16 protein-coding genes are annotated in these 22902 nt (G+C 42.3%); 11 read left to right on the forward strand and 5 right to left on the reverse strand.

What is annotated here, in order from left to right; translation table 11 throughout:
• Positions 1-6 precede the first annotated feature (6 nt).
• The 7 genes from IGJ28_RS03440 to gor all read left to right on the forward strand — a co-directional run bounded on the left by IGJ28_RS03440 (position 7) and on the right by gor (position 9954).
• Complete coding sequence (locus IGJ28_RS03440) at positions 7-750, forward strand: Stp1/IreP family PP2C-type Ser/Thr phosphatase (RefSeq protein WP_103300522.1); 744 nt, start codon at positions 7-9, stop codon at positions 748-750.
• Positions 743-2734: a Stk1 family PASTA domain-containing Ser/Thr kinase gene (pknB, locus tag IGJ28_RS03445; protein WP_438845144.1), complete on the forward strand. Its 1992-nt coding sequence runs from the start codon at positions 743-745 to the stop codon at positions 2732-2734. The genes IGJ28_RS03440 and pknB overlap by 8 nt, the downstream gene beginning before the upstream one ends.
• Positions 2735-2973: 239 nt before the next feature.
• A complete protein-coding gene (locus tag IGJ28_RS03450; protein WP_003128852.1) occupies positions 2974-3441 on the forward strand; it encodes a CtsR family transcriptional regulator in 468 nt (155 codons plus the stop codon).
• 5 nt (positions 3442-3446) lie between these two features.
• Entirely contained in the window at positions 3447-5921 is a 2475-nt protein-coding gene (locus tag IGJ28_RS03455; protein ID WP_438845145.1) for an ATP-dependent Clp protease ATP-binding subunit, read from the forward strand.
• 299 nt (positions 5922-6220) lie between these two features.
• Positions 6221-7141 carry a peptidase U32 family protein gene (locus tag IGJ28_RS03460; protein WP_003128854.1) on the forward strand — a complete coding sequence of 307 codons (921 nt, stop codon included), beginning with the start codon at positions 6221-6223 and terminating at the stop codon, positions 7139-7141.
• Between the two features lie 12 nt (positions 7142-7153).
• Positions 7154-8395, forward strand: a complete 1242-nt coding sequence (locus IGJ28_RS03465) for a peptidase U32 family protein (protein ID WP_005469760.1) — start codon at positions 7154-7156, stop codon at positions 8393-8395.
• Between the two features lie 212 nt (positions 8396-8607).
• Positions 8608-9954 (forward strand): glutathione-disulfide reductase, encoded by a 1347-nt coding sequence (gene gor, locus IGJ28_RS03470; RefSeq protein WP_438845146.1) that lies wholly within the window; start codon positions 8608-8610, stop codon positions 9952-9954.
• 160 nt (positions 9955-10114) lie between these two features.
• Here gor and IGJ28_RS03475 read toward each other — a convergent pair whose 3' ends face one another.
• The 4 genes from IGJ28_RS03475 to IGJ28_RS03490 form a co-directional block, all read right to left on the reverse strand.
• The gene (locus IGJ28_RS03475; RefSeq protein ID WP_029487375.1) at positions 10115-11101 is read right to left on the reverse strand and encodes a polyprenyl synthetase family protein; all 987 of its coding nucleotides are present in this window, start codon (positions 11099-11101) and stop codon (positions 10115-10117) included.
• 11 nt (positions 11102-11112) lie between these two features.
• On the reverse strand, positions 11113-11673 hold the full coding sequence (locus IGJ28_RS03480; protein WP_003128859.1) for a Gx transporter family protein: 561 nt from the start codon (positions 11671-11673) through the stop codon (positions 11113-11115).
• A gap of 10 nt (positions 11674-11683) precedes the next feature.
• Positions 11684-12100 carry a NusG domain II-containing protein gene (locus tag IGJ28_RS03485; protein ID WP_003128860.1) on the reverse strand — a complete coding sequence of 139 codons (417 nt, stop codon included), beginning with the start codon at positions 12098-12100 and terminating at the stop codon, positions 11684-11686.
• A 165-nt stretch (positions 12101-12265) separates the two neighbouring features.
• On the reverse strand, positions 12266-14209 hold the full coding sequence (locus IGJ28_RS03490) for an NAD(P)/FAD-dependent oxidoreductase (protein ID WP_438845147.1): 1944 nt from the start codon (positions 14207-14209) through the stop codon (positions 12266-12268).
• A 269-nt stretch (positions 14210-14478) separates the two neighbouring features.
• Between IGJ28_RS03490 and pplA the strand changes: the two genes are divergently transcribed.
• The 3 genes from pplA (at position 14479) to menA (ending at position 17719) form a co-directional block, all read left to right on the forward strand.
• Complete coding sequence (gene pplA / locus IGJ28_RS03495; RefSeq protein WP_431392034.1) at positions 14479-15420, forward strand: extracellular electron transfer flavoprotein PplA; 942 nt, start codon at positions 14479-14481, stop codon at positions 15418-15420.
• 249 nt (positions 15421-15669) lie between these two features.
• Complete coding sequence (locus IGJ28_RS03500) at positions 15670-16746, forward strand: FAD:protein FMN transferase (protein ID WP_060815027.1); 1077 nt, start codon at positions 15670-15672, stop codon at positions 16744-16746.
• A 13-nt stretch (positions 16747-16759) separates the two neighbouring features.
• Positions 16760-17719, forward strand: coding sequence for a 1,4-dihydroxy-2-naphthoate polyprenyltransferase (gene menA, locus IGJ28_RS03505; RefSeq protein ID WP_029487376.1), 960 nt, complete (start codon positions 16760-16762; stop codon positions 17717-17719).
• A gap of 100 nt (positions 17720-17819) precedes the next feature.
• Here the strand turns inward: menA and IGJ28_RS03510 are convergent, their stop codons facing one another.
• Positions 17820-18779, reverse strand: a complete 960-nt coding sequence (locus tag IGJ28_RS03510; RefSeq protein ID WP_138371378.1) for a biotin--[acetyl-CoA-carboxylase] ligase — start codon at positions 18777-18779, stop codon at positions 17820-17822.
• A gap of 439 nt (positions 18780-19218) precedes the next feature.
• Between IGJ28_RS03510 and rpoB the strand changes: the two genes are divergently transcribed.
• Entirely contained in the window at positions 19219-22836 is a 3618-nt protein-coding gene (gene rpoB, locus IGJ28_RS03515; RefSeq protein WP_438845148.1) for a DNA-directed RNA polymerase subunit beta, read from the forward strand.
• Positions 22837-22902 lie beyond the last annotated feature (66 nt).

Consider the following 22902-nt stretch of genomic DNA (forward strand, 5'->3'; position numbering starts at 1 on the left):
AAGAAGTTGGAAATCCATTTTCAAACAGATGTTGGTAAACGTCGGAATACGAACCAAGACTTTGCTGCTGTGTATGTCAACAAAAAAAGTATCACATTGGCGATCTTAGCTGATGGGATGGGAGGACATCGGGCAGGTGATGTAGCGAGTCGTCAGGCTGTGGGTGGCTTGGGAACCGCTTGGGAAAAAACAGAATTGACAGATAGTGAAAAGGCTGCTCAATGGCTGATCCAAAAAATCCAGGCAGAAAGTGTCTCGATCTATGAAAAAGGCATCGAGGATGAGGCGCTGAATGGCATGGGAACAACGATCATTGCTGTAGCACTCTTTGAGGATCAATTTACGATTGCGAATGTTGGCGACAGCCGCGCCTATATTTTGCGGGATCATGAGTTGATACAAATTACTGAAGACCATTCTCTTGTCAATGAATTGGTGAAATCTGGCCAAATTACTGCTGAAATGGCACTGAACCATCCACGCAAAAATGTTTTGACTCGTTCTGTTGGAATGCCTAATACAGTAGAAGTAGATGTAGCGATTCATTATTTTGCTGAAAGTGATTACTTGCTTCTTTGCTCAGACGGACTGACAAACATGTTGGCAGATGAAAAGATCGCAGCCATCATTGAAGGCGCGTCGTCCCTTAAAGAAGCGGTTCAGCAGTTGATCGATGCAGCCAATCAACAAGGCGGAGTCGATAATATCACAGTGTTACTGATCAAAGTTGGAGGAACTGCCCATGATTGAAATAGGGAAAAAGTTAAATGGCCGCTATAAAATCATTGGCAATATCGGCAGTGGCGGCATGGCAAATGTATTTCTGGCTCATGATTTGATTCTTGATCGAGAAGTTGCCGTCAAAGTATTGCGATTTGACTTCCAAAATGATAAAAATGCGATTCGCCGCTTTCAGCGGGAAGCATTGGCTGCCACAGAGTTGGTTCATCCCAATATCGTAACAGTGTATGATGTAGGCGAAGAAGATGGGATGCAGTTTTTGGTGATGGAATATGTCAAAGGCATGGACTTGAAGCGATATATTCAAACCCATTACCCAGTTCCTTATCTACAGATTGTCGATATCGTGCAACAAATTTTGTCAGCAGTGGCATTGGCTCACCAACATCGAATCATTCATCGGGACTTGAAACCACAAAACATTCTGATCAATGAAGAAGGCGTCGTTAAGATCACGGATTTCGGGATCGCGATTGCTTTATCGGAAACATCGATCACCCAAACCAACTCGATGTTAGGCTCTGTGCACTACTTATCGCCAGAGCAAGCACGGGGAAGTATGGCTACTAACCAATCTGATATCTATGCGATTGGAATCATCCTATATGAAATGCTGACGGGGAAAGTTCCTTTTGATGGTGAGTCCGCTGTCACAATTGCCTTAAAACATTTTCAAGATGAGATCCCTTCTATTCGTATCTATGATAAAAATGTTCCTCAATCATTAGAGAATGTCGTATTAAAGGCAACAGCGAAAGAGCAAGCCGATCGTTATAAGACAGCTGATGAAATGCGAGAAGATCTTTCAACAGCGCTGTCACCTGAGCGCTTGAATGAACCAAGGTGGGAGCCACATGCGCTAAACGATGAAACTCGAGCGCTGACCCCTATTACCGATGAAATGATAGCTGAACAGCCTGCAGAACTGGCAGTGACGGAGCCAGAAGTAGAAGAGACCGCAGACCAGAAACAAGAAAAACCAAAGAAGAAGCGGAAGAAATGGTGGCTGATCCTGCCAATACTAGTTATTGCAGCGCTGCTGGTCATTGGCGGCTATTTTGTTTTTGGCGGAGGGCGCGGCGATGTTGAGATCCCTAAAGTCAGCGGAGACACAGAGACCGTTGCTCGAGAAAAGCTGGAAGCAGCAGGATTAAAAGTTGCTGATGAAACCGAAGAAATTGCTGACGATGAGATTGAAGAAGGCAATGTCGTTAAAACGGATCCACAAGAAGGAACCGAAGTCAAAAAAAATAGCGAGATCACTTTGTATATCAGCTCAGGGACTGAAAAAATCACCTTAAAAAACTATGAAGAGAAAAATTTTGAAGATGTAAAAGCCGAGTTGATCAAGTTAGGTTTTTCAGAAAACCAAATCAAAGAAGAGACCAAATCCAGTGATGCTATCGGAGAAGGTCTGATCATTAGCCAATCACCAGATGTCGGCGAGAAAGTTTCTCCGAAAGAGGATGACATTACTTTTGTAGTCAGCACGGGACCTGAATCGTTTGCAATGGAAGACTATTATGGTCAGCGAATCGAAGATGTACGGGCGGCATTGACCTCAAAAGGAGTTCCAACCGAAAATATTTATGAACAATCAGCGCCAAGCGATGAACCAGTGGGGACTGTCATTAATCAAGCGCCAGGAGCAGGAGAATCAGTCATTACCTCTCAAACTGTTATCACGCTGACAGTCAGCAGCGGTCAAGAGATGGTTAATGTGCCACGAATCATTGGACAGAGTCGAAATGATGCTGTAGCAGCACTAAATGAGGCTGGGTTAAAATATTCGATCAAAGAAGAATCGGGCTACAATGATTCTGTTCCTGCTGGAGAAGTCACAGATGTTTCGCCAGGTGAAGGGACTTCGGTGGCTGTTGGTTCTTCAGTAAATGTTACTATTTCTAAAGGACCAAAACCAGAGTCCTCTACGAGTGAATCCTCCGCTAGCAGTGAATCAACAAGTACGAGTTCAACGAGCTCTGAAGATTAATCAATAGCTGAAAAAACTATCCGAATGATTTTTAAGTTTGCTCTATAGGTCGCAGTGAGATGGCAACCAAAGACTGTAGAAGTAACCACTTGAAGATGCGGATAGTTTTTTTGTGATGCGAAAAAAGAGCTAGCTGTTTAAGTTTCTTTTAGTAATTCCGCATCTCTAGGCGTACATCTTTTCAAGTTTTCAAAAATTGGGTATAATGAAGGTCAGAATTAGTCAAGGGAGGGAATGAATTGAATCATCATAACACTTCCGATTTGATTGAGGCATATTTGAAGAAAATTCTTGAAGACAGCGAAACAATCGAGATTCGCCGAGCTGAAATGGCGAATTTATTCAATTGTGTGCCTTCACAAATAAATTATGTGATCAATACCCGTTTCACTATTCAAAGAGGGTATACTGTTGAAAGCAAACGTGGAGGCGGAGGATATATCCGTATCGAAAAAGTAAAGATCACGGATAACCACCACTACCTTGAAGAAATGAATCAATTATTTGATGAAACCATCTCGGAAAAAGATGCTTATGCAATAATCCAAAAACTTTATGAGGAAGGAATCCTGTCGAAGCGTGAGGGCAATTTATTGTTGACCGTCATTGCGAAGTCAGTATTAGGACGTTCTCCTTATGAAAATCGAACACGAGCAGACTTGCTCCATGCAATTTTAGAACGTTTAAGTTATGAAGACAGGAAGTGAATGAGATGGATGAACTATTTACACAACGAGCGAAAGCTGTGCTGACGATCGCACAGGAAGAAGCAAAGTACTTTAAACATCAGTCCGTAGGTTCAGAACACATCTTGCTTGCCTTAGTCATTGAACAAAATGGCATTGCCGGCAAAACGTTACGGGAAATGAATATCACTGAAAATGATATTCGCGAAGAAATCGAGCATTTAACAGGTTACGGAACTGTTCGCCAATACCCAGAGAATGCCTATCTAGCCTATTCCCCACGAGCGAAGCAAACATTTGCTTACGCTGGAGATGAAGCTAAGCGTTTAGGCGCTCTTCAAATCGGCACAGAGCATCTTTTGTTAGGATTGCTTCGGGATGAAGATATTTTAGCCTCAAGAATCATGTTGAACTTAGGGTTGAGTTTGGCTAAAATGCGGCAGTTATTAAAGAAAAAAATGGGTATCAATGACACAAAAAATGCCGGTGGTGCGGGTCGTCGTCGTCCTCAAGGAAAAGCACAAGGAACGCCGACGCTGGACTCACTAGCTCGAGATTTAACAAAATTGGCAAGAGATAAACGCTTAGATCCAGTAGTGGGTCGAGCAAAAGAAGTGAAACGATTGATTCAAATCCTAAGCCGCCGGACCAAAAACAACCCTGTTTTAGTAGGGGAACCGGGGGTTGGTAAAACAGCTATTGCTGAAGGATTGGCACAAAAAATCATTCACGGTGAAGTACCAGAAGATATGCAGAACAAACGCTTAATGATGTTAGATATGGGTGCTTTAGTAGCTGGCACGAAATATCGCGGTGAATTTGAAGATCGAATGAAGAAAATCATCGACGAAATTTACCAAGATGGTCAGATCATTTTATTTATTGATGAGCTGCATACACTGATTGGTGCTGGTGGTGCGGAAGGTGCTATCGATGCATCGAATATATTAAAACCTGCATTAGCCCGCGGTGAATTACAAACAATCGGTGCTACGACCTTAGATGAATATCAAAAGTATATCGAAAAAGATTCTGCATTGGAAAGACGGTTTGCCCGTGTTCAAGTGGATGAGCCAACGCCAGAAGAAGCAGAAGAAATTTTACGAGGATTACGTCCCCGTTATGAAGAGCATCACGGCGTAGAGATTTCAGATGATGCCCTGCATGCCGCTGTCCAATTGTCGGTACGCTATATCAATTCACGGCAGTTGCCGGACAAAGCCATTGACTTGATGGACGAATCGGCAGCAAAAGTGCGCTTGGATAAAACAGACGAAAGTTCTGAGTTGGCCGATTTACAAAATGAAATCGCCAATCTGATTGAAGAAAAAGAAGCAGCGATTCGCCAACAAGACTTTGAAGCCGCAGCTCGTTTGCGCATCAAAGAGAAGAAATTGACCCAGCAGTTGACTGAAGTTGCGTTCATGGAAGTGAAAGAAGCTTCTGGCTACGCAGACAGTGTCACTGGCGAAGATGTTGCGGCAGTCGTGTCGCAATGGACGGGCGTTCCTTTACAGCAAATGGAGAAAAAAGAAAGTGAACGGCTTCTCGATCTAGAAAAAATCCTGCATCAGCGAGTTGTTGGTCAAGAAGAAGCTGTGAAAGCAGTCGCACGTTCGATTCGTCGAGCACGTAGTGGTCTAAAAGATCCGAATCGTCCAATTGGTTCATTCATGTTCCTAGGTCCTACGGGTGTCGGAAAAACAGAGCTGGCAAAAGCCTTGGCAGAAGCAATGTTTGGCAGTGAGGATTCACTCGTTCGTGTGGATATGTCTGAGTTTATGGAGAAATACAGTACAAGTCGTTTGATTGGCTCCCCTCCTGGTTATGTTGGTTACGATGAGGGTGGACAATTAACTGAAAAGATTCGTTCAAAACCTTATTCAGTGATTTTACTAGATGAAGTGGAAAAAGCTCATCCAGATGTCTTCAATATTCTCTTACAAGTCCTTGATGATGGTCATTTGACAGATGCCAAAGGGCGGAAAGTCGATTTCCGTAATACAATCCTGATTATGACCTCAAATATCGGTGCACAACAGATTCGTGAAGAAAAGAATGTAGGTTTCAATGTGGTGGATCTTAGCAAAGACCATCAAGCGATGCAAAAACGGATTCTGGAAGAGCTCAAGAAAACATTCCGTCCTGAGTTCTTGAATCGGGTGGATGAAACAGTTGTCTTCCGTTCATTAGGTGAAGATGAAATTCATGAAATCGTCAAAATCATGAGTAAAGCGATCATCAAACGTCTCAGTGATCAAGACATTCAACTGAAGATCACATCTGCAGCGATTGATGTCATCGGTAAAGCTGGTTTTGATCCAGAATATGGGGCTCGCCCAATTCGTCGAGCATTGCAAAAAGAGGTCGAAGACCGCTTAAGCGAAGCACTATTGTCGGGACAAATCCATTTAGGTGACCGGGTGACGATTGGGGCATCGAAAGGCTCAATTACATTGAATGTAAAAGAAGGCCAATCTCGTATTCTTCAACAAGTATAAGCTCATAAAGAAAAATAAAACTATCTAACTAGCAAACGACTGATGGTCAGCAGAATGCAGGCTGAACCATCGTTTGCTGCTTGGATAGTTTTTTTGTGGGCAAATAGTATTTGTTGGATTTCGAACAATTGAAATGGAGATAAAAACTCATAAAGTTCACAAATTTAAAAGAGTGTTAAAGTTGGATTACCAGTTCTCATCGCTGAGTATTCCTTTTTTTAGTGAAAAAAGTTCAAAAGGAAGTCTTGGAAAGCCGTGTTGCCTGTGATACTATTAGTGAGTTATAGAGGAGGAATATCATGGTTGAGATTATCGCAACGGTGGAGTCGATTGAACAAGCAAAACAGCTCTTACCTTATGTAGATACTATTTTTTTCGGAGAAGAAACTTTCGGTTTGCGTTTGCCGACATCTTTCTCACGAGAGGAACAAAGCGAATTGATCCGCTTAGCGCAAGCAGAAGGAAAACAAGCGATGGCGGCAGTCAATGGCATCATGCACCCGCAAAAAATGACGCTAGTTCCAGAATACTTGGCTTTTTTGAAGGCCAACCATGTTGATAAAATTTCTATCGGCGATCCAGGAATCATTTATCGTATGAAAAAGAATCCGGAATTGGCATTGCCGTTTGTATACGATGGAGAGACGCTGGTCACCAGTGCTAGACAAATCAATTTTTGGGGGCAAAAAGGGGCGATTGGAGCAGTTTTAGCAAGAGAAGTCCCCTTTGGAGAAATGACAGTTTTAGCACCACAGCTAACGATTCCTGCGGAAGTGCTTGTCTATGGGGCAACGTGCATCCATCAGTCGAAACGTCCATTGCTTCAAAATTATTATAATTATACGCAACAGGAAGATGAAAAATCTCGCGAGCGAGGTTTATTTTTATCAGAACCCAAGAAGGAGGATACCCACTACTCGATTTATGAAGACAGTCATGGCACGCATATTTTTGCTAATAATGACATCAATTTGATGAATGAATTGCAGTCTCTTTTTGAAACGGGGTACCAGACTTGGAAGTTAGACGGTTTATTTACTCCAGGGACAGCGTTTGTCTCGATCGTAGCTTGTTTTGCACAGGCGAAGCAATTGCTTACTGAAGGCACATGGACTGCTGAACAAGCAGCTAGCTTGAGTGAACAAGTACGTCAGCTACATCCAGCTCAACGGGGGTTAGATACCGGTTTTTATGCGATCAATCCAGAGGATATCAAGTAAGGAGCAATGGAAATGACAGTCAAACAAAAATTGAAACGGCCAGAAGTATTGGCACCAGCCGGTACATTAGAAAAATTAAAAACAGCCATTCATTACGGGGCGGATGCTGTTTATATAGGCGGCAACGCCTATGGCTTACGCAGTCGTGCCGGAAACTTTACCTATGAAGAGATGGCTGAAGGTGTTGCATTTGCTAAAGCTCATAATGCTAAAGTATATGTAGCAGCAAATATGGTCACCCATGAAGGCAATCAAGAAGGAGCAGGGGAATTTTTCCGTCAATTGCGGGATGTGGGAATTTCGGCGGTGATCGTGTCTGATCCTGCTTTGATCGAGATCTGTGCGACAGAAGCACCAGGATTGCCGATCCATCTTTCAACGCAAGCTTCCGCGACAAATTATGAAACGCTAGAATTTTGGCGAGAAGAAGGGCTTGAGCGAGTTGTCTTGGCTCGAGAAGTATCCATGGAAGAAGTCGCCGAAATCCGCAAAAATACGAGTGTGGAGATTGAAGCTTTTATTCATGGGGCGATGTGTATCTCTTATTCTGGACGTTGTACATTGTCCAATCACATGTCGATGCGAGATGCCAATCGTGGTGGTTGCTCACAATCTTGTCGTTGGAAATATGATCTTTTTGATATGCCTTTTGCACAAGAAAGAAAGAGTTTGACAAAGAATGGAACGATCGAAGAAGAATTCTCAATGAGTGCAGTCGACATGTCCATGATCGAACATATTCCTGACTTGATTGAAAACGGCGTCGATAGTTTTAAGATCGAAGGACGGATGAAATCGATCCACTATGTTTCAACTGTTGCGAATGTGTACAAAGCGGCAGTTGACAGTTATATGGAAGATCCAGAGAACTATGTCTGCAAACAAGAGTGGATTGATGAATTATGGAAGGTAGCGCAAAGAGAACTAGCTACCGGATTTTATTACCATACACCGAGTGAAAATGAGCAATTATTTGGTCCTCGGCGTAAAATCCCGCAATACAAGTTTATCGGAGAAGTCATGGCCTATGATGACGCAACAAAGATGGCCACGATCCGGCAGCGGAATTTGTTTTCGGTGGGGGACGAGATCGAGTTTTATGGACCTGGATTCCATCATTTCCATCAAAAGGTGGAAGTCATGTATAATGAAGACGGTGAATCGATCGATCGCGCGCCAAATCCGATGATGCTTCTAACGATGCCCGTCGCTGAACCTGTTCAGGTTGGCGACATGATCCGGAAGAAAAAATAAAAACTGTGACAGAAGTATCCAAGGCTGATAAAGGAAAAATAATGAGATTCGAGGGGTAGCGCACTGTGCTAAAAGCGAGTTTGAATTTCGTACATGTTATGTTCCTCTCCCTTTATCATTGACTCGGTGCTTTCTGTCGCATTTTTTTGTAAGATTTGAAAAATCCTTCGATATACACCAAAATGAAGTTGTTCCTAAGGAGGAGACCAATAATGCAAGAGTATGATTACATAGTGATTGGCGGTGGCAGTGGCGGGATTGCTTCTGCTAACCGTGCAGGAATGCATGGAGCTAAAGTTTTATTGATTGAAGGCAATGAGCTGGGGGGTACTTGTGTCAATGTGGGCTGTGTACCCAAAAAAGTGATGTGGCAAGCAAGTGAAATGTTAGAAATGATTAAGCGTGATGCCACGAGCTATGGTATTTATCCACATGTGGATAAATTTGATTTCAAGCAACTTGTGGATAACCGTGAAAAATATATTGATTTTTTACACACAGCATATCAAAAAGGCTTAGATAGCAACAGAGTAGAAGTTATCCACGGTTATGCACAGTTTGTGGATAACCATACTGTGTCGGTCGATGGACAAGAATACAGAGCGCCAAAGATCTTAATTGCTACAGGAGGAAAACCTAGTGTCATGTCGATTCCTGGTGGTGAACATGCGATTGATTCCAATGGCTTTTTTGCCTTAAAAGAAGTGCCTAAAGAAATGATCGTCTTAGGAGCAGGATACATTGCGGCAGAACTTAGCGGAATGAGTCAGCAATTTGGCAGTCACGTTTCTTGGGCTTATCGTAAAGAACGTCCATTACGGGCGTTTGATCATATGTTAACTGACAATTTAGTAGAAATTTATCGAGAAGCAGGAATGGACCTTTATTCCGGCTATGTAGCTGAAAGGATCGAAGAACGTGATGGACAATATACGGTTTTCTTTGAAAATGGTCAAACACTGACGGGGGACTGTGTATTGTTTGCTGGGGGACGAGTGCCCAATACCCAACACCTTGGTTTGGAAAATACAGATGTCTCTCTAGATGAAAAAGGCTTTGTCATTGTTGATAAGTACCAAAATACGACTGCTGAATCGATCTTTGCAGTTGGAGATGTGATCGGCAAATTAGAGTTGACGCCAGTAGCGATTGCAGCGGGTCGTCGCTTGTCTGAACGATTGTTCAATGGTCAAACTGAGGCACATTTAGATTATGATCTGGTGCCGACAGTCATTTTTACGCACCCACCAATTGCAACGATCGGTCTTTCAGAAGAAGCTGCAATCGCAAAATATGGCGAAGAAGAAATCAAAGTATATCGTTCACGCTTTACACCAATGTACTTTGCATTGAATGACTATCGTCAAAAATGTGAAATGAAACTTGTTTGTTTAGGAAAAGAAGAGAAGATCATTGGTCTACACGGTATTGGAATTGGTGTTGACGAAATGCTGCAAGGATTCGCCGTCGCCATCAAAATGGGAGCAACTAAGGCAGATTTCGACAATACCGTTGCAATCCATCCGACTGGAGCAGAAGAGTTCGTTACAATGCGATAAACAGTCAAGAGAAAGTGAAGTAAAGAAAAAGAACGATCTCCGATTATAGAAGACGTGTCGTCTAATCAATCGGAGATCGTTCTTTTTTGTCTGAAAGACAGCTAGTTGAAAGCAGCTACCTCTAAATCACTTATCAAACTATTATTTATAGAAAAACCACTCAATTTGTGCGAGCTAGGATTTGGTTTGTGATCTGATACAAATAGTCTTTGGTATTTTTTCCAGGATCAGGTAATTTCTTGATTCCTTGCAGGGCTTTTTTTGTATAACGAGCAGCTAATTGATGTGCTTCTTCAACGCTATGGCTGTCGTGAACGATTTGGTAGACTTGCTGCGCTTCCTGATCGGTCATCTCGGCTTTTTTCTCCAGTAATGGTGTTAGCACTGCCCGCTCTTTTTTCAGTGCCAACAACAATGGCAGTGAGTAGACCCCCTGCTTGACATCTTCAAGGACAGGCTTACCCAAGGCACTTTCGCTTTGGCTGTAATCAAGGATATCGTCCATGATTTGAAATGCTAACCCGATGGATTGACCAATCGTTTTTGCCTGATTGGCTAAACGTAGAGAAGCCCCACTTTCATAAGCCCCGATAAAGCAGCTTAGAGCAAACAGTTCAGCTGTTTTACCGGAAATGTTTTCCAGATAGTCCTCAATCGTCACATTCAGGTCGTAGCGTTTGCTCATTTGTCCTAATTCTCCAGCTAAAATTGTTTCCATGCTGCGAGAATTGATTTGCAGACTTTTGAGAGAACCAGCGTAATCCGCCATTAGTTTAAAACAGCATACAAAGAGATAATCACCCGCGTAAACGGCGACATCATTACCGAATTGTGCACGGATAGTAGGCAAGCTTCGCCGAGTATCGGCTTGATCAACAATATCATCATGAATCAGTGAAGCAGTATGGAGCATTTCGATCGCTGCGGATAGTGCTACTGCTTTTTGAGAATCTTTCTCTTCTCCGAATTCAGAGAACAACAACTGATAGGCCGGGCGGAGCATCTTGCCGCCAGAATGGATCATCGCTAATATCGCTTGTTCTACTGCTTTATTTTTTAGTTTCAAGGATTGTTCCATTAATTGCAGCGATTCAGATAAATCGTTTTGCAACGCAGGATATGCTTGCCACATTGGATGAAGTTTCATAAATGACTCCTTTATTTTGAATCAGAACGCCACTTGACATTGGTTTGCCGTTCATAATCAAGCTGAAATCGCCGTAATGTGTCTACTCTTTGCAAAAGATAGTTGGCGGCGATGCCGATGGCGATCCCTGATAGAATACCGAAAAATGCGAGAACGGGTAGGTAAAGCATGACACTCCAGGATTGAGCAATCCAAGAAGCTGTGACCAATTGGCCAACATTGTGTAAAAAACCACCAGCTGCACTGATCCCGATAATGCTGACGCGCTTAGGTCCTAGTTGTTTTACTAGCAACATACCGAAATAGCTCAAAAGTGAACCACTCATACTATATAAGAATGTTGAAACAGTTCCGCCTAAGAGTGTAGTTAAGATCAAACGTAGCCATATCAGCAAAAAACTGTCTCGTTTAGGCATAGTGAACAAAGCAATGATCGTGATCAGATTGGCTAAACCTAATTTAGCTCCGGGAGCAAAGGCAAAAGGATACGGAATCATATTTTCAATCAAACCGATAACGACTCCTTGAGCAACTAATAATGAGATGAAAATGATTTTTTGTAAACGACTCATAGTATCACGATCAGTAGATTAGATCGTCTGTCTCACTCCCATCTGTTGCACGAACTTCGATCACTAATTTATGTGGCAAACATACGATTGTTTCGCCATTTTTTGAGGCCCAGCCGCGGCGGACGCAAATTTGATCGCCACAGTCAGCTTCTTTGATGCGGATGCGGTCACCAGCGATTTCAATGAGATTGTAATCACCATCTGGATCTTCGTATCGATACGTGTAGCTATCTTGTCCTTCGATCAAATCAAACTCTTTGATCTCCTTGCCATCAACTCGCAAAACAGCTTGTTTGGCGGCAGTAGGGGTACTTTGTGATTGCCCAAAAATCAAAATTGGTAAAAACGAGCTAAGTATCAGTACCAGAATGATGACCCCGTCCCAAGGCTTCAGGTGGGCACGACGGATAAATTCTTTTACTTTCATCAGAAAGACTCCTTTGAAGTTCTGTGTCTCATTCTAGCATAATCCGCTGGTTTTCTACTACTTTTAAGAGAAGGTTTTTCTAGTAGATAAAAAAGTGCTTAACTTGGAAAGAGACTGAGACATTGATCAAAGGATCAGGCTGCCTCAGTCTCGTTTAAAAAGCGATTATTTTTTACCGTATAAGGAACGCGGTGTACCGTACCACCATTTACCAAGTGTACGTTGTAACCATGGGATCACCCAACGATCCAAACCAACGGCACGGCCAGAACCGTTCATTAATGCAAAGGCTACTGGGATGAACCAAATGTTAACCCAATAGAACATACCTGACATACAGAATGTCAAGACTAAAACGATTGTCGTTGCATTCACTAACCAAGTAAACAAACCAGCCATCAATGCTAAAGCTAAAGCAATTTCAAAGAAGACCATGAATTTTTGGAAGAACATTGCTACATCGTTGTTAGGCATAATAAATTGCATCACTTTTGTAAACCAATCTGGTGATTTTTCGATCACGACCATTGGTTGTTCGCCGTAGGCATAACTTAAACCAAAGTGAGCTGCTTGGGTTGCTGCTGCGCCGGCAGCATCGCCTGCACCGCTTGCCGCACTGGCAGCGTCAGCTGCTTCACTCGCGCCGCTTGCTGCATCAGCAACAGTTTGATATTCCCAAGTCCAAGGGAATACGCTGTTTCCTTGGAACCAAGAACCTTCGCCAAACCATGTTCCTGGCTTAAAGACTTCACCATTTGTACCTAGAATTTTCTTGAAGGCTTCCACGAACCATACCAGACCGTAGAAGATTCGCAGTGGAACACTCCAAAGAACGTTTCCGTAACGTGAAGTATGACCACGCGCCACTGTCCGATCATCTTTGATATGGAAGATTTCATGCATCAAGTATTGGAACATGTAGTAGCCAGAACGAATGTCAAAGAAGTATTTCAAGTTGACGATATGTTTCATAATGATTGCTAAGAAACCGCTAAGGTGAATCTTATTGAATAAGTTGGCTACGCCCCATTTAGCGCCAATCGATACCATGAATCCTTGGTAATTTCCTTTAAATTTGTGTTTTTCGCCACCTTTGATCGCTGCGACGATATTTGATGCAGCTGTATGACCAGTTTGTTCAGCGGCTTGAACGATTTGTGGTGTTGGTGTATTTGGAAATTCTTCATAGAAGACCAAGTCACCAATGATATAGATATTTTTGTCTTCATAACCTTTTGCTTCCATATATTCGTTAGCAACAAGGCGGAAACCGCGAGCAGTTTCTAGACCAAAGTCTGCAGCGTCGCTCGTTCCTTTCACACCAGCTGTCCAAATCAGTGTATAAGTTGGGATCGTTGAACCATCTTTTAATTTGATGTGATCTTCAGCCACTTCAACGATTGGTGCGTTCAGAACTAATTCGACATTTTTTTGTTTCAAGTAGCGTTCTGCTTTGGCAGCATCGTTACGATCCAACATGTTAAGGATCGTAGGCATTGCTTCGACCACTTTCAAAGTGATTTCGCTTGGATCCAATTTGTAGTCTTCAGCCAAACGCTCTTTCCAGTCGATCAGTTCACCGATCATTTCAATACCGGTAAAGCCAGAACCGCAGACAACGAAAGTCAACATTGCTTTACGAAGTGCTGCATCAGGATCGATTGCTGCTTTAGCAACAGTTTTTTCGATGTGTTCACGAATGCGAACAGAATCTTCAAATGACCATAGAGTAAATCCGTGTTCTTTTACTCCTGGAGTGCCGAAATCATTTGGTTCGCCACCCATACCTAAGATCAAGTAATCAAAGGAATAGCTGCCTTGTTTTGTTTGTACGACTTTCTTTTCTTTATCGATAGCAGTTACCGTGTCGGTTACTAAGCGAACATTTTTCTTACGTGAAAACAAACGTTGCAAGTCATATTGGATTGCGGTCGGCTCGACACGTCCCCCGGCAACCTCGTGCAGTTCGGTCATCATGGTGTGATAAGAGTGACGATCGATCAATGTTATTTCTACATCATTGTCTTTTTTCAATTTTTTTGCCATGTACTTGGTTGCTGAAACACCGGCATACCCTGCACCGACAACGACAATGCTTTTCTTTGCCATTGCAAATCTCTCCTTAAAAAAAAATAATCTATGATAATAAATACACAATCGTTCCTATTATATATAGAAATCCATCGTTTGTCTAACTTTTCTGATAGGAAAATACGATATTTCATGAAATTCGTGAAAATTTGCGAAAATCAAAAAAAGTTCAAAAATATTCACAAAAGCTATAGGGAAGCGGTTGACATATTTCTAATTTACTTTAAAATGTTAGATGAATCACAAACTTTTTTTGTGGGAAAATAATTAGTAAAAGGTGGAGCATTATGAAAGCAAAGAAATTAATGGTAGGTATGGCGGTATTTTCATTCTCAGCGTTAGTATTAGCAGGTTGTGGATCTGACAACAACACGTCAGCTTCTTCGTCAACAAAAGAAATTACTTCACAAGTCGCTAGCAGCGAATCAGCAACAGCAACTTCTGAATCAGAAGCGAAAGTAGTCGCAGGAGCACCATTGCAAGATGGCACATATAAATTAGAAGAAAAAAATTATTCAAATGATTACCGCGTAGTTTTTGAAATCACTGTTAAAGATGGCAAAATCACTGAATCTAAATATGACAACATCAATGCAGACGGCGAATCAAAAACAAAAAATGCGGAATACAACGAAAACATGAAAGCCAAAGCAGGAATCAGTCCAGAAGAATTTATTCCTAAATTCAATGAAGAATTGGTTGCGGCACAAAGCCCTTCAGCAATTGAAGTTGTTTCTGGTGCGACACACTCATTCGATTCATTCCAAAACTATGCACAACAATTGATCCAAGCTGCTCAAGCAGGCAACACAGATACAATCGAGATCGACAACGGTGCAGACTTGAAAGATGGTACGTATAGCTTAGAAGAAAAGAACTATTCAAATGGCTACCGTGTAGCATTCTCAATCACTGTCAAAGACGGCAAAGTGTCTGAATCTAACTATGACTATGTTAACGAAGATGGCAAATCTAAAAAAGATGATGCGGAATACAACGAAAACATGAAAGCAAAATCTGGTACAAACCCAGAAGAATTTATTCCAAACTTCAACGAAGCATTCGTGACAGCAGTAAATGCTGAAGATGGTTCAGTTGCTGATATGGATGTTGTTTCTGGTGCGACACACAGCTTCCACAGCTTCGTGATCTATGCACAACAATTGTTGAACGCAGCAGAAAAAGGGGACGAAACACCTATCCAAGTGGACAACATCGTCACTGAATAATTCATAAATGAACAAGCGGTATTCTGATGTAGAGTACCGCTTTTTTTATGTTCAAAAGCGCTAAATAACCTACCAATAATAAAAAAATTCTTGTAGAAAACCTTCCTATGTGGACTCCCTCTGACTGATAAAGAAACAGAAGAGATTAAAGAATCGCAAAAGAAACTAAGATTCTGGCGCCAACCCTTTTCATTTTAGAAAAAAAAAGCTATTATAATAAAATTGAATACAACAGAAAAGAGGAAGACCATGAAAAAGAAATTACCGTTTTTTGCATTGATTGTTTTTTTTATCACAATATTATCCGCTTGCGGCAGTGAAAAAGAAACTGTTCAATTAAGAGACGAACCATATTTTCAAGAAGAATTTTTATTAGGCACGTATACACGCATCAGAATTTATGATGAAGGCAAAGAGTCTGCGATGAAACCAGCGTTTGCCCGCATCAAAGAATTGGGAGACAAGATTACGATCAACCAAGCGGGATCAGAAGTTGACGAGATCAATGCCCAAGCTGGAATCAAACCAGTCAAAGTTTCTGATGATATTTATTTTCTATTGAAGGATGCCTATGACTATAGCAAAAAATCTGATGGCGGGTTCAATATGGCTATCGGTGCGATCACCCAATTGTGGCGGATTGGATTTGATGATGCTCGCAAACCGGAACAATCGGAAATTGATGAAGCACTAAAACATATCGATTATCGGAAAGTTGAGTTCAATGATGATGAGAAGACCGTCTATTTAAAAGACAAAGATATGATCATTGACTTAGGAGCGATCGCTAAAGGATATATCACGGATGAAGTAGTCAAAGTATTGAAGGAACAAGGGGTTACCTCGGCAATCGTTGACTTAGGCGGCAATGTCTATGTGTTAGGACATAGCAATCGTGGTGAAGACGAACCTTGGAATGTGGGGATCCAAGATCCCAACGAAGCCCGCGGTTCCATTATTGGCAGTATCAAAGAAACCAACAAAACGGTGGTCACTTCAGGAATCTATGAACGCTATTTGAAAGTCGACGGCAAAACCTATCACCATATCTTTGATTCAGAAACAGGGTATCCGTATGACAATGACATTGCCAGTGTATCTGTGATCACAGATAAATCGATCGATGGCGATGGTTTGACGACGGTGGTTTTTGATAAAGGGATCAAAGCTGGTTTAGAATATATCGAGCAGCACACCGACAAAGGAACAGATGCGATCTTCATCACGAAAGAAGGGATCGTCTATGTTACGGATGGAATCAAAGATACCTTTAAGCTGTCTGAAGAATCAGGTTACACGATGGGCGATCGTGCCGATTTAAAATAAGAGGAGGGATCTTGTGTCTCTTGCAGTATTTTTAGAAGTTGTTGAGATTCGGACTAAGGTTGCCAGTATTTTTCCGTTTATTATGGGAATCTTGTTTTCTCTCGTATACTTCCATGAATTCCATCCATTGAACACCATTATATTTTTTGTAGGGATGATCTTGTTTGATTTAACGACAACATCGATCAATAACTACATGGATTTCAAAAAAGCAAAGTCTAAGGTTTATAAGTATGAACAAAATGTGATCGGTCGGGAAAAGATTCCCGAAACCCTTGTACGGAACATGATTTTTGGCATGTTGGCGCTGACGTTGTTGATCGGTCTTTATCTGACTTGGATGACAGGCTGGCTTTTATTGCTGATGGGATTAGTCGTATGCTTTATCGGGGTGTTTTATACCTTTGGGCCGGTTCCCTTATCTCGGATGCCATTGGGGGAAGTCTTTAGTGGAGTGACGATGGGATTAGGTATTTTTGCCATCACCATCTATCTGAACACTGTCACACAAAAAGTTTTTTATTTAGACATTGATTTTGCGACCGGAACCTTCGGATTAGTGGGTCATCTGTGGGCGGTATGTGCCATTGTATTAGCATCCTTGCCCCTTGTATTTACGATTGCCAATATTATGTTGGCAAATAACTTGCGTGATTTAGAAACAGATATTGAGAACCACCGGTACACATTGGTTTATTACATTGGTCGGACCAACGGCATTCATCTTTTCCAAGGATTGATGCTGGCATCCTACGGTGCGATTTTGATCGGATTTTTGTTTGGTCTTTATCAGTGGCCGATCTTACTCGTCTTTCTAACCTTACCGAAGATTCGCCAAAACTTGAAAGAGCATCAAGCAAGTTTGCCGCACCCAAGAAGTTTTGGTTATTCAATCAAAAACATGATTTTATTTAACAGTAGCTATGCTTTAGGCCTAATTTTATGCCTGATCTGGCAAATGCTCGTTCACTAAATAGCAAGACAAAGACCCGTCAGACAAAGAATGGCTGCATCGTAAGAGCAGTCTTTCTTGATCTGACGGGTCTTTGTTTGGTTTTTTGAAAAAAATGCTGCTAAGAATATTTCTCCAGACTGATTTCACCAGAAGAAAGAACTTTGACATCATCTGTTGTCCGAACCACTAATTCACCAGTAGCAGTGATGGACTCTGCGACTCCTTCATAGCGGATGCCTTGTTGTGTGAAGCAAACGGTTTTACCAAGAACAAATGATTTCTGACGATAAATAGTTAGATAATCATCAGCCGGTAATTGATCCAACAAGTCAAAGAAGCGTGTCCATACTGCTGCGATCAAGCGCGCACGATTGACAGGAGCTTCCCCAGTTGGAAAGAGAGAGGTTGCCCTTTGCTGGATATCTTCTGGGAAAGCTGTCTGAGGGATCGCAAAGTTGATGCCTATGCCGATGACGATCGAAGCGATGCGGCCACTTTCAAAGTCACTAGTGGCTTCAGATAAAATACCGCAGACTTTTTTTCCTTCTATGTAAATATCGTTGACCCACTTGATTTGTGTTTCTTTGCCGGTCAACTCATCGATTGCTTGTGCCACAGCTACCGCTGCCAATAATGTGTATTGAGGCAACTCGCTGAAGGTATGATTTGGCTTCAGCAATAAGCTCATATAGATTCCTTTTCCTTTGGGTGAAAAGAAAGGACGATTGAATCGACCATGCCCGCCTACCTGTGTTTCTGCTAAAAATAGAGCCGGAGTCGAAAGTTCAGATAAAGCAGCTAGCTTTGCTTCTTTCATCGTGGTCTCAACTTGGTCAGCGATTTGGATCGTTGCTACCATCGGCAGTGCTTCCTGTAACGCGCGTTGTTCGTAACGATCTGCTGATAAATAGCGATAGCCGCTGGCTGAATGTTCAAAGTGATAGCCTTTTTTCTCTAATTCTTTAATCGCTTTCCAGACGGCAGTTCGTGATATGTCCAATTTTTGGGCAATTTTTTCTCCGGATAAAACGGAGGTTTCTTGTTGCAACAATGCCAAAATCTTTTCTCTAGTTGTCATAGTTGCTCCTTTCAAAATGTTTCACGTGTAACGCTCATGCTTTTTTTGCTAGCATAGCAAGAAAACAAGAAAATGCAAAGAAATTTCTCGTCATTTTTTCTAATTTTAGAGAATCCTTTCTTAAAGAAAACTTAGAATTTGCATGCATCGGAAAAGTGTTGCAACTTTCAATGAAAGCTTGACATCAATGTGCTTCATCTGTATAATAAGGAGTTGCAAAAACTATCTGAAAGAAAAAAGCAGAAACGAAATATTGTCCGTTTCGGCTTGGGAATAAGGAAACAAAAGTAGAAAATGCCCATTGCATCCGTTCTATTTTTGGTTTTTTTTTGCCTAAAAGCCGCAAAAAATGCTTTCTGTAATCTATATTTAATATTTGTTACAGTTTTGTAAAAAATCGGATAGCCTTTTTGAAAGACTTTATGAAGAGGTGAAGAGCTTGGCTGGACACGTAGTAAAATACGGAAAGCACCGCGAACGTAGAAGTTTCGCACGGATCAGTGAAGTATTAGAATTACCGAATTTGATTGAAATTCAAACCGACTCTTACCAATGGTTCTTAGATGAGGGCCTAAGAGAAATGTTTGAAGATATCTTGCCAATCGAAGGATTTAACGGCAATTTGTCCCTAGAATTTGTAGACTATGAATTGAAAGAACCTAAGTATACAGTGGAAGAAGCTCGTGCACATGATGCCAACTATTCGGCACCTTTGCATGTCACATTGCGTTTAACAAACCGTGAAACTGGCGAAATCAAGTCACAAGAAGTCTTCTTTGGCGATTTTCCATTAATGACGGAACAAGGTACGTTTATCATCAATGGGGCAGAGCGGGTCATCGTTTCTCAGTTAGTCCGTTCACCAGGTGTTTATTTCCATGGCAAAGTCGATAAGAACGGAAAAGAAGGATTCGGCTCAACTGTGATCCCTAACCGCGGTGCGTGGTTAGAAATGGAGACAGATGCGAAAGACATCTCTTATGTACGTATTGACCGTACTCGGAAGATTCCTTTGACTGTGTTAGTGCGTGCCTTAGGGTTTGGTTCAGATGACACGATCTTTGAAATTTTTGGAGACAGTGATTCATTACGCAACACAATCGAAAAAGACTTGCACAAAAATGCAAGCGACTCTCGGACGGAAGAAGGACTGAAAGATGTTTACGAACGTCTGCGTCCAGGCGAACCCAAAACGGCTGACAGCTCACGCAGCTTGCTGAATGCTCGCTTCTTCGATCCAAAACGCTATGACTTAGCAAATGTTGGTCGTTACAAGGTAAACAAAAAATTAGACTTGAAAACACGTCTATTGAATTTGACGTTAGCAGAAACATTGGTTGATCCTGAAACTGGCGAAATCATCGTCGAAAAAGGAACTGTGTTGACTCACCAAGTGATGGAAACATTAGGTGCCTTTATCGATAATGGTTTAAATAGTGTTACTTACTACCCATCAGAAGACGGTGTTGTTACAGAACCAATGACTGTTCAAGTCATCAAAGTCTTTTCACCAAAAGATCCAGAACAAGAAGTGAATGTTATCGGTAATGGCTATCCAGATACGACCGTTCGTACAGTACGTCCAGCGGATATCATTGCTTCTATGAGCTACTTCTTCAATTTAATGGAAGGTATCGGCAATGTTGATGATATCGACCACTTAGGAAACCGCCGCATTCGTTCAGTTGGGGAATTATTGCAAAATCAATTCCGGATCGGACTTGCTCGGATGGAACGTGTCGTTCGTGAACGGATGTCAATCCAAGACACAGAAACATTGACACCGCAACAATTGATCAATATTCGTCCTGTTGTAGCAAGTATCAAAGAATTCTTTGGTTCTTCTCAGTTGTCACAGTTCATGGACCAAACCAACCCATTGGGTGAGTTGACCCATAAACGTCGTTTATCAGCCTTAGGACCTGGTGGTTTGACGCGTGACCGTGCTGGATATGAAGTACGGGACGTTCACTATTCCCACTATGGCCGGATGTGTCCGATCGAAACGCCTGAAGGACCGAACATCGGGTTGATCAATAGCTTGGCGTCTTATGCCAAAGTCAATAAATATGGCTTTATCGAAACCCCTTATCGTCGTGTTGATCGGGAGACTGGCCGTGTGACAGATCAAATCGACTATCTGACTGCAGATATCGAAGACCATTACGTCGTTGCCCAAGCAAACAGCTTGCTGAATGAAGACGGTACATTCGTGAATGATGTTGTTATGGCTCGTGCGACTTCTGAAAACTTAGAAGTGTCGATCGACAAAGTGGACTACATGGACGTTTCACCTAAACAAGTAGTCGCAGTCGCAACAGCTTGTATCCCATTCTTGGAAAACGATGACTCCAACCGTGCCTTGATGGGTGCCAACATGCAGCGGCAAGCAGTTCCATTGATCAACCCTAAATCACCATGGGTTGGTACTGGTATGGAATACAAATCAGCCCATGACTCAGGTGCTGCATTATTGTGTAAACAAGATGGAATCGTCGAATATGTGGATGCTGCTGAAATTCGCGTTCGTCGCGACAATGGCGCATTAGATGTTTATTTGGTAACGAAATTCCGTCGTTCTAACTCAGGAACAAGTTACAACCAACGCCCGCTTGTAGCCCTTGGCGAAAAAGTAGAAAAAGGCGACATCCTTGCAGATGGCCCATCCATGGAAAATGGTGAAATGGCATTAGGACAAAACGTTCTAGTCGCATTCATGACTTGGGAAGGGTACAACTATGAAGATGCCATCATCATGAGCCGCCGTTTGGTGAAAGATGATGTCTACACTTCTGTGCATATTGAAGAATATGAATCAGAAGCTCGTGATACAAAATTAGGACCTGAAGAAATCACTCGTGAAATTCCGAATGTCGGGGAAGACGCATTGAAAGATCTAGACGAAATGGGTATCATCCGCATTGGTGCGGAAGTCAAAGATGGCGATCTGTTGGTTGGTAAAGTAACGCCTAAAGGGGTAACGGAACTATCTGCAGAAGAACGCTTGCTTCATGCAATCTTTGGTGAAAAAGCCCGCGAAGTCCGTGATACTTCTCTGCGCGTACCTCACGGTGGTGGCGGAATCGTCCATGATGTGAAAATCTTTACCCGCGAAGCTGGCGATGAATTGTCACCAGGTGTCAATATGCTCGTTCGCGTGTATATCGTTCAAAAACGGAAAATCCATGAAGGGGATAAAATGGCCGGCCGTCACGGAAACAAAGGGGTCGTTTCTCGCATTATGCCAGAAGAAGACATGCCTTTCTTACCAGACGGTACACCAGTTGATATCATGTTGAACCCATTAGGGGTGCCTTCACGGATGAACATTGGACAAGTATTGGAATTACACTTAGGAATGGCTGCCCGCCAATTAGGAATCCACGTGGCTACACCAGTCTTTGATGGCGCCAGCGATGAAGATGTCTGGGCAACAGTTGCAGAAGCCGGCATGGCTAGCGACGCCAAAACCGTTTTGTATGATGGCCGTACTGGAGAACCATTTGATGGTCGAATCTCCGTAGGTGTCATGTATATGATCAAATTGGCCCACATGGTCGATGATAAATTACATGCCCGCTCAATTGGACCATACTCATTGGTTACGCAACAACCATTGGGTGGTAAAGCACAATTTGGTGGACAACGTTTCGGGGAAATGGAAGTTTGGGCACTGGAAGCATACGGTGCTGCTTATACCTTGCAAGAGATCTTGACGTACAAATCAGATGACGTTGTTGGTCGTGTGAAGACATACGAAGCGATCGTTAAAGGGGAACCAATTCCAAAACCAGGCGTACCAGAATCATTCCGCGTATTAGTCAAAGAATTGCAATCACTTGGTTTAGACATGCGTGTCTTAGACATTGATGATGCAGAGATTGAATTGCGTGATATGGATGATGACGATGATGACTTGATCACCGTGGACGCCTTAACAAAATTTGCCGAACAACAAAATGCTCGTGAAATTGAGCAACAAGCACAAACAGAAGCTAAAAATGCCGCCGATGATTTGAACCAACAAATCGAGACAGCAGAAGATCGCTTGCAATAATAGAAACGAGGGGACACCCGTCAAAATCAGACGGAGGTCCCAACCTCGTGTTCTATCGGATATGTC

Origin of the sequence: Enterococcus sp. AZ091 (genome assembly GCF_051714805.1) — a bacterium.
GTDB classification, from domain to species: domain Bacteria; phylum Bacillota; class Bacilli; order Lactobacillales; family Enterococcaceae; genus Enterococcus_D; species Enterococcus_D gallinarum.

Bases quoted from the DNA above. Each gene is read 5' to 3' on its own strand.
- gor (WP_438845146.1), top strand. From the start codon at position 8,608: ATGCAAGAGTATGATTACATAGTGATTGGCGGTGGCAGTGGCGGGATT.
- IGJ28_RS03500 (WP_060815027.1), top strand. From the start codon at position 15,670: ATGAAAAAGAAATTACCGTTTTTTGCATTGATTGTTTTTTTTATCACA.
- IGJ28_RS03460 (WP_003128854.1), top strand. From the start codon at position 6,221: ATGGTTGAGATTATCGCAACGGTGGAGTCGATTGAACAAGCAAAACAG.
- IGJ28_RS03455 (WP_438845145.1), top strand. From the start codon at position 3,447: ATGGATGAACTATTTACACAACGAGCGAAAGCTGTGCTGACGATCGCA.
- pknB (WP_438845144.1), top strand. From the start codon at position 743: ATGATTGAAATAGGGAAAAAGTTAAATGGCCGCTATAAAATCATTGGC.
- IGJ28_RS03475 (WP_029487375.1), bottom strand. From the start codon at position 11,101: ATGAAACTTCATCCAATGTGGCAAGCATATCCTGCGTTGCAAAACGAT.
- IGJ28_RS03465 (WP_005469760.1), top strand. From the start codon at position 7,154: ATGACAGTCAAACAAAAATTGAAACGGCCAGAAGTATTGGCACCAGCC.
- IGJ28_RS03485 (WP_003128860.1), bottom strand. From the start codon at position 12,100: ATGAAAGTAAAAGAATTTATCCGTCGTGCCCACCTGAAGCCTTGGGAC.
- pplA (WP_431392034.1), top strand. From the start codon at position 14,479: ATGAAAGCAAAGAAATTAATGGTAGGTATGGCGGTATTTTCATTCTCA.
- IGJ28_RS03510 (WP_138371378.1), bottom strand. From the start codon at position 18,779: ATGACAACTAGAGAAAAGATTTTGGCATTGTTGCAACAAGAAACCTCC.
- IGJ28_RS03490 (WP_438845147.1), bottom strand. From the start codon at position 14,209: ATGGCAAAGAAAAGCATTGTCGTTGTCGGTGCAGGGTATGCCGGTGTT.
- IGJ28_RS03480 (WP_003128859.1), bottom strand. From the start codon at position 11,673: ATGAGTCGTTTACAAAAAATCATTTTCATCTCATTATTAGTTGCTCAA.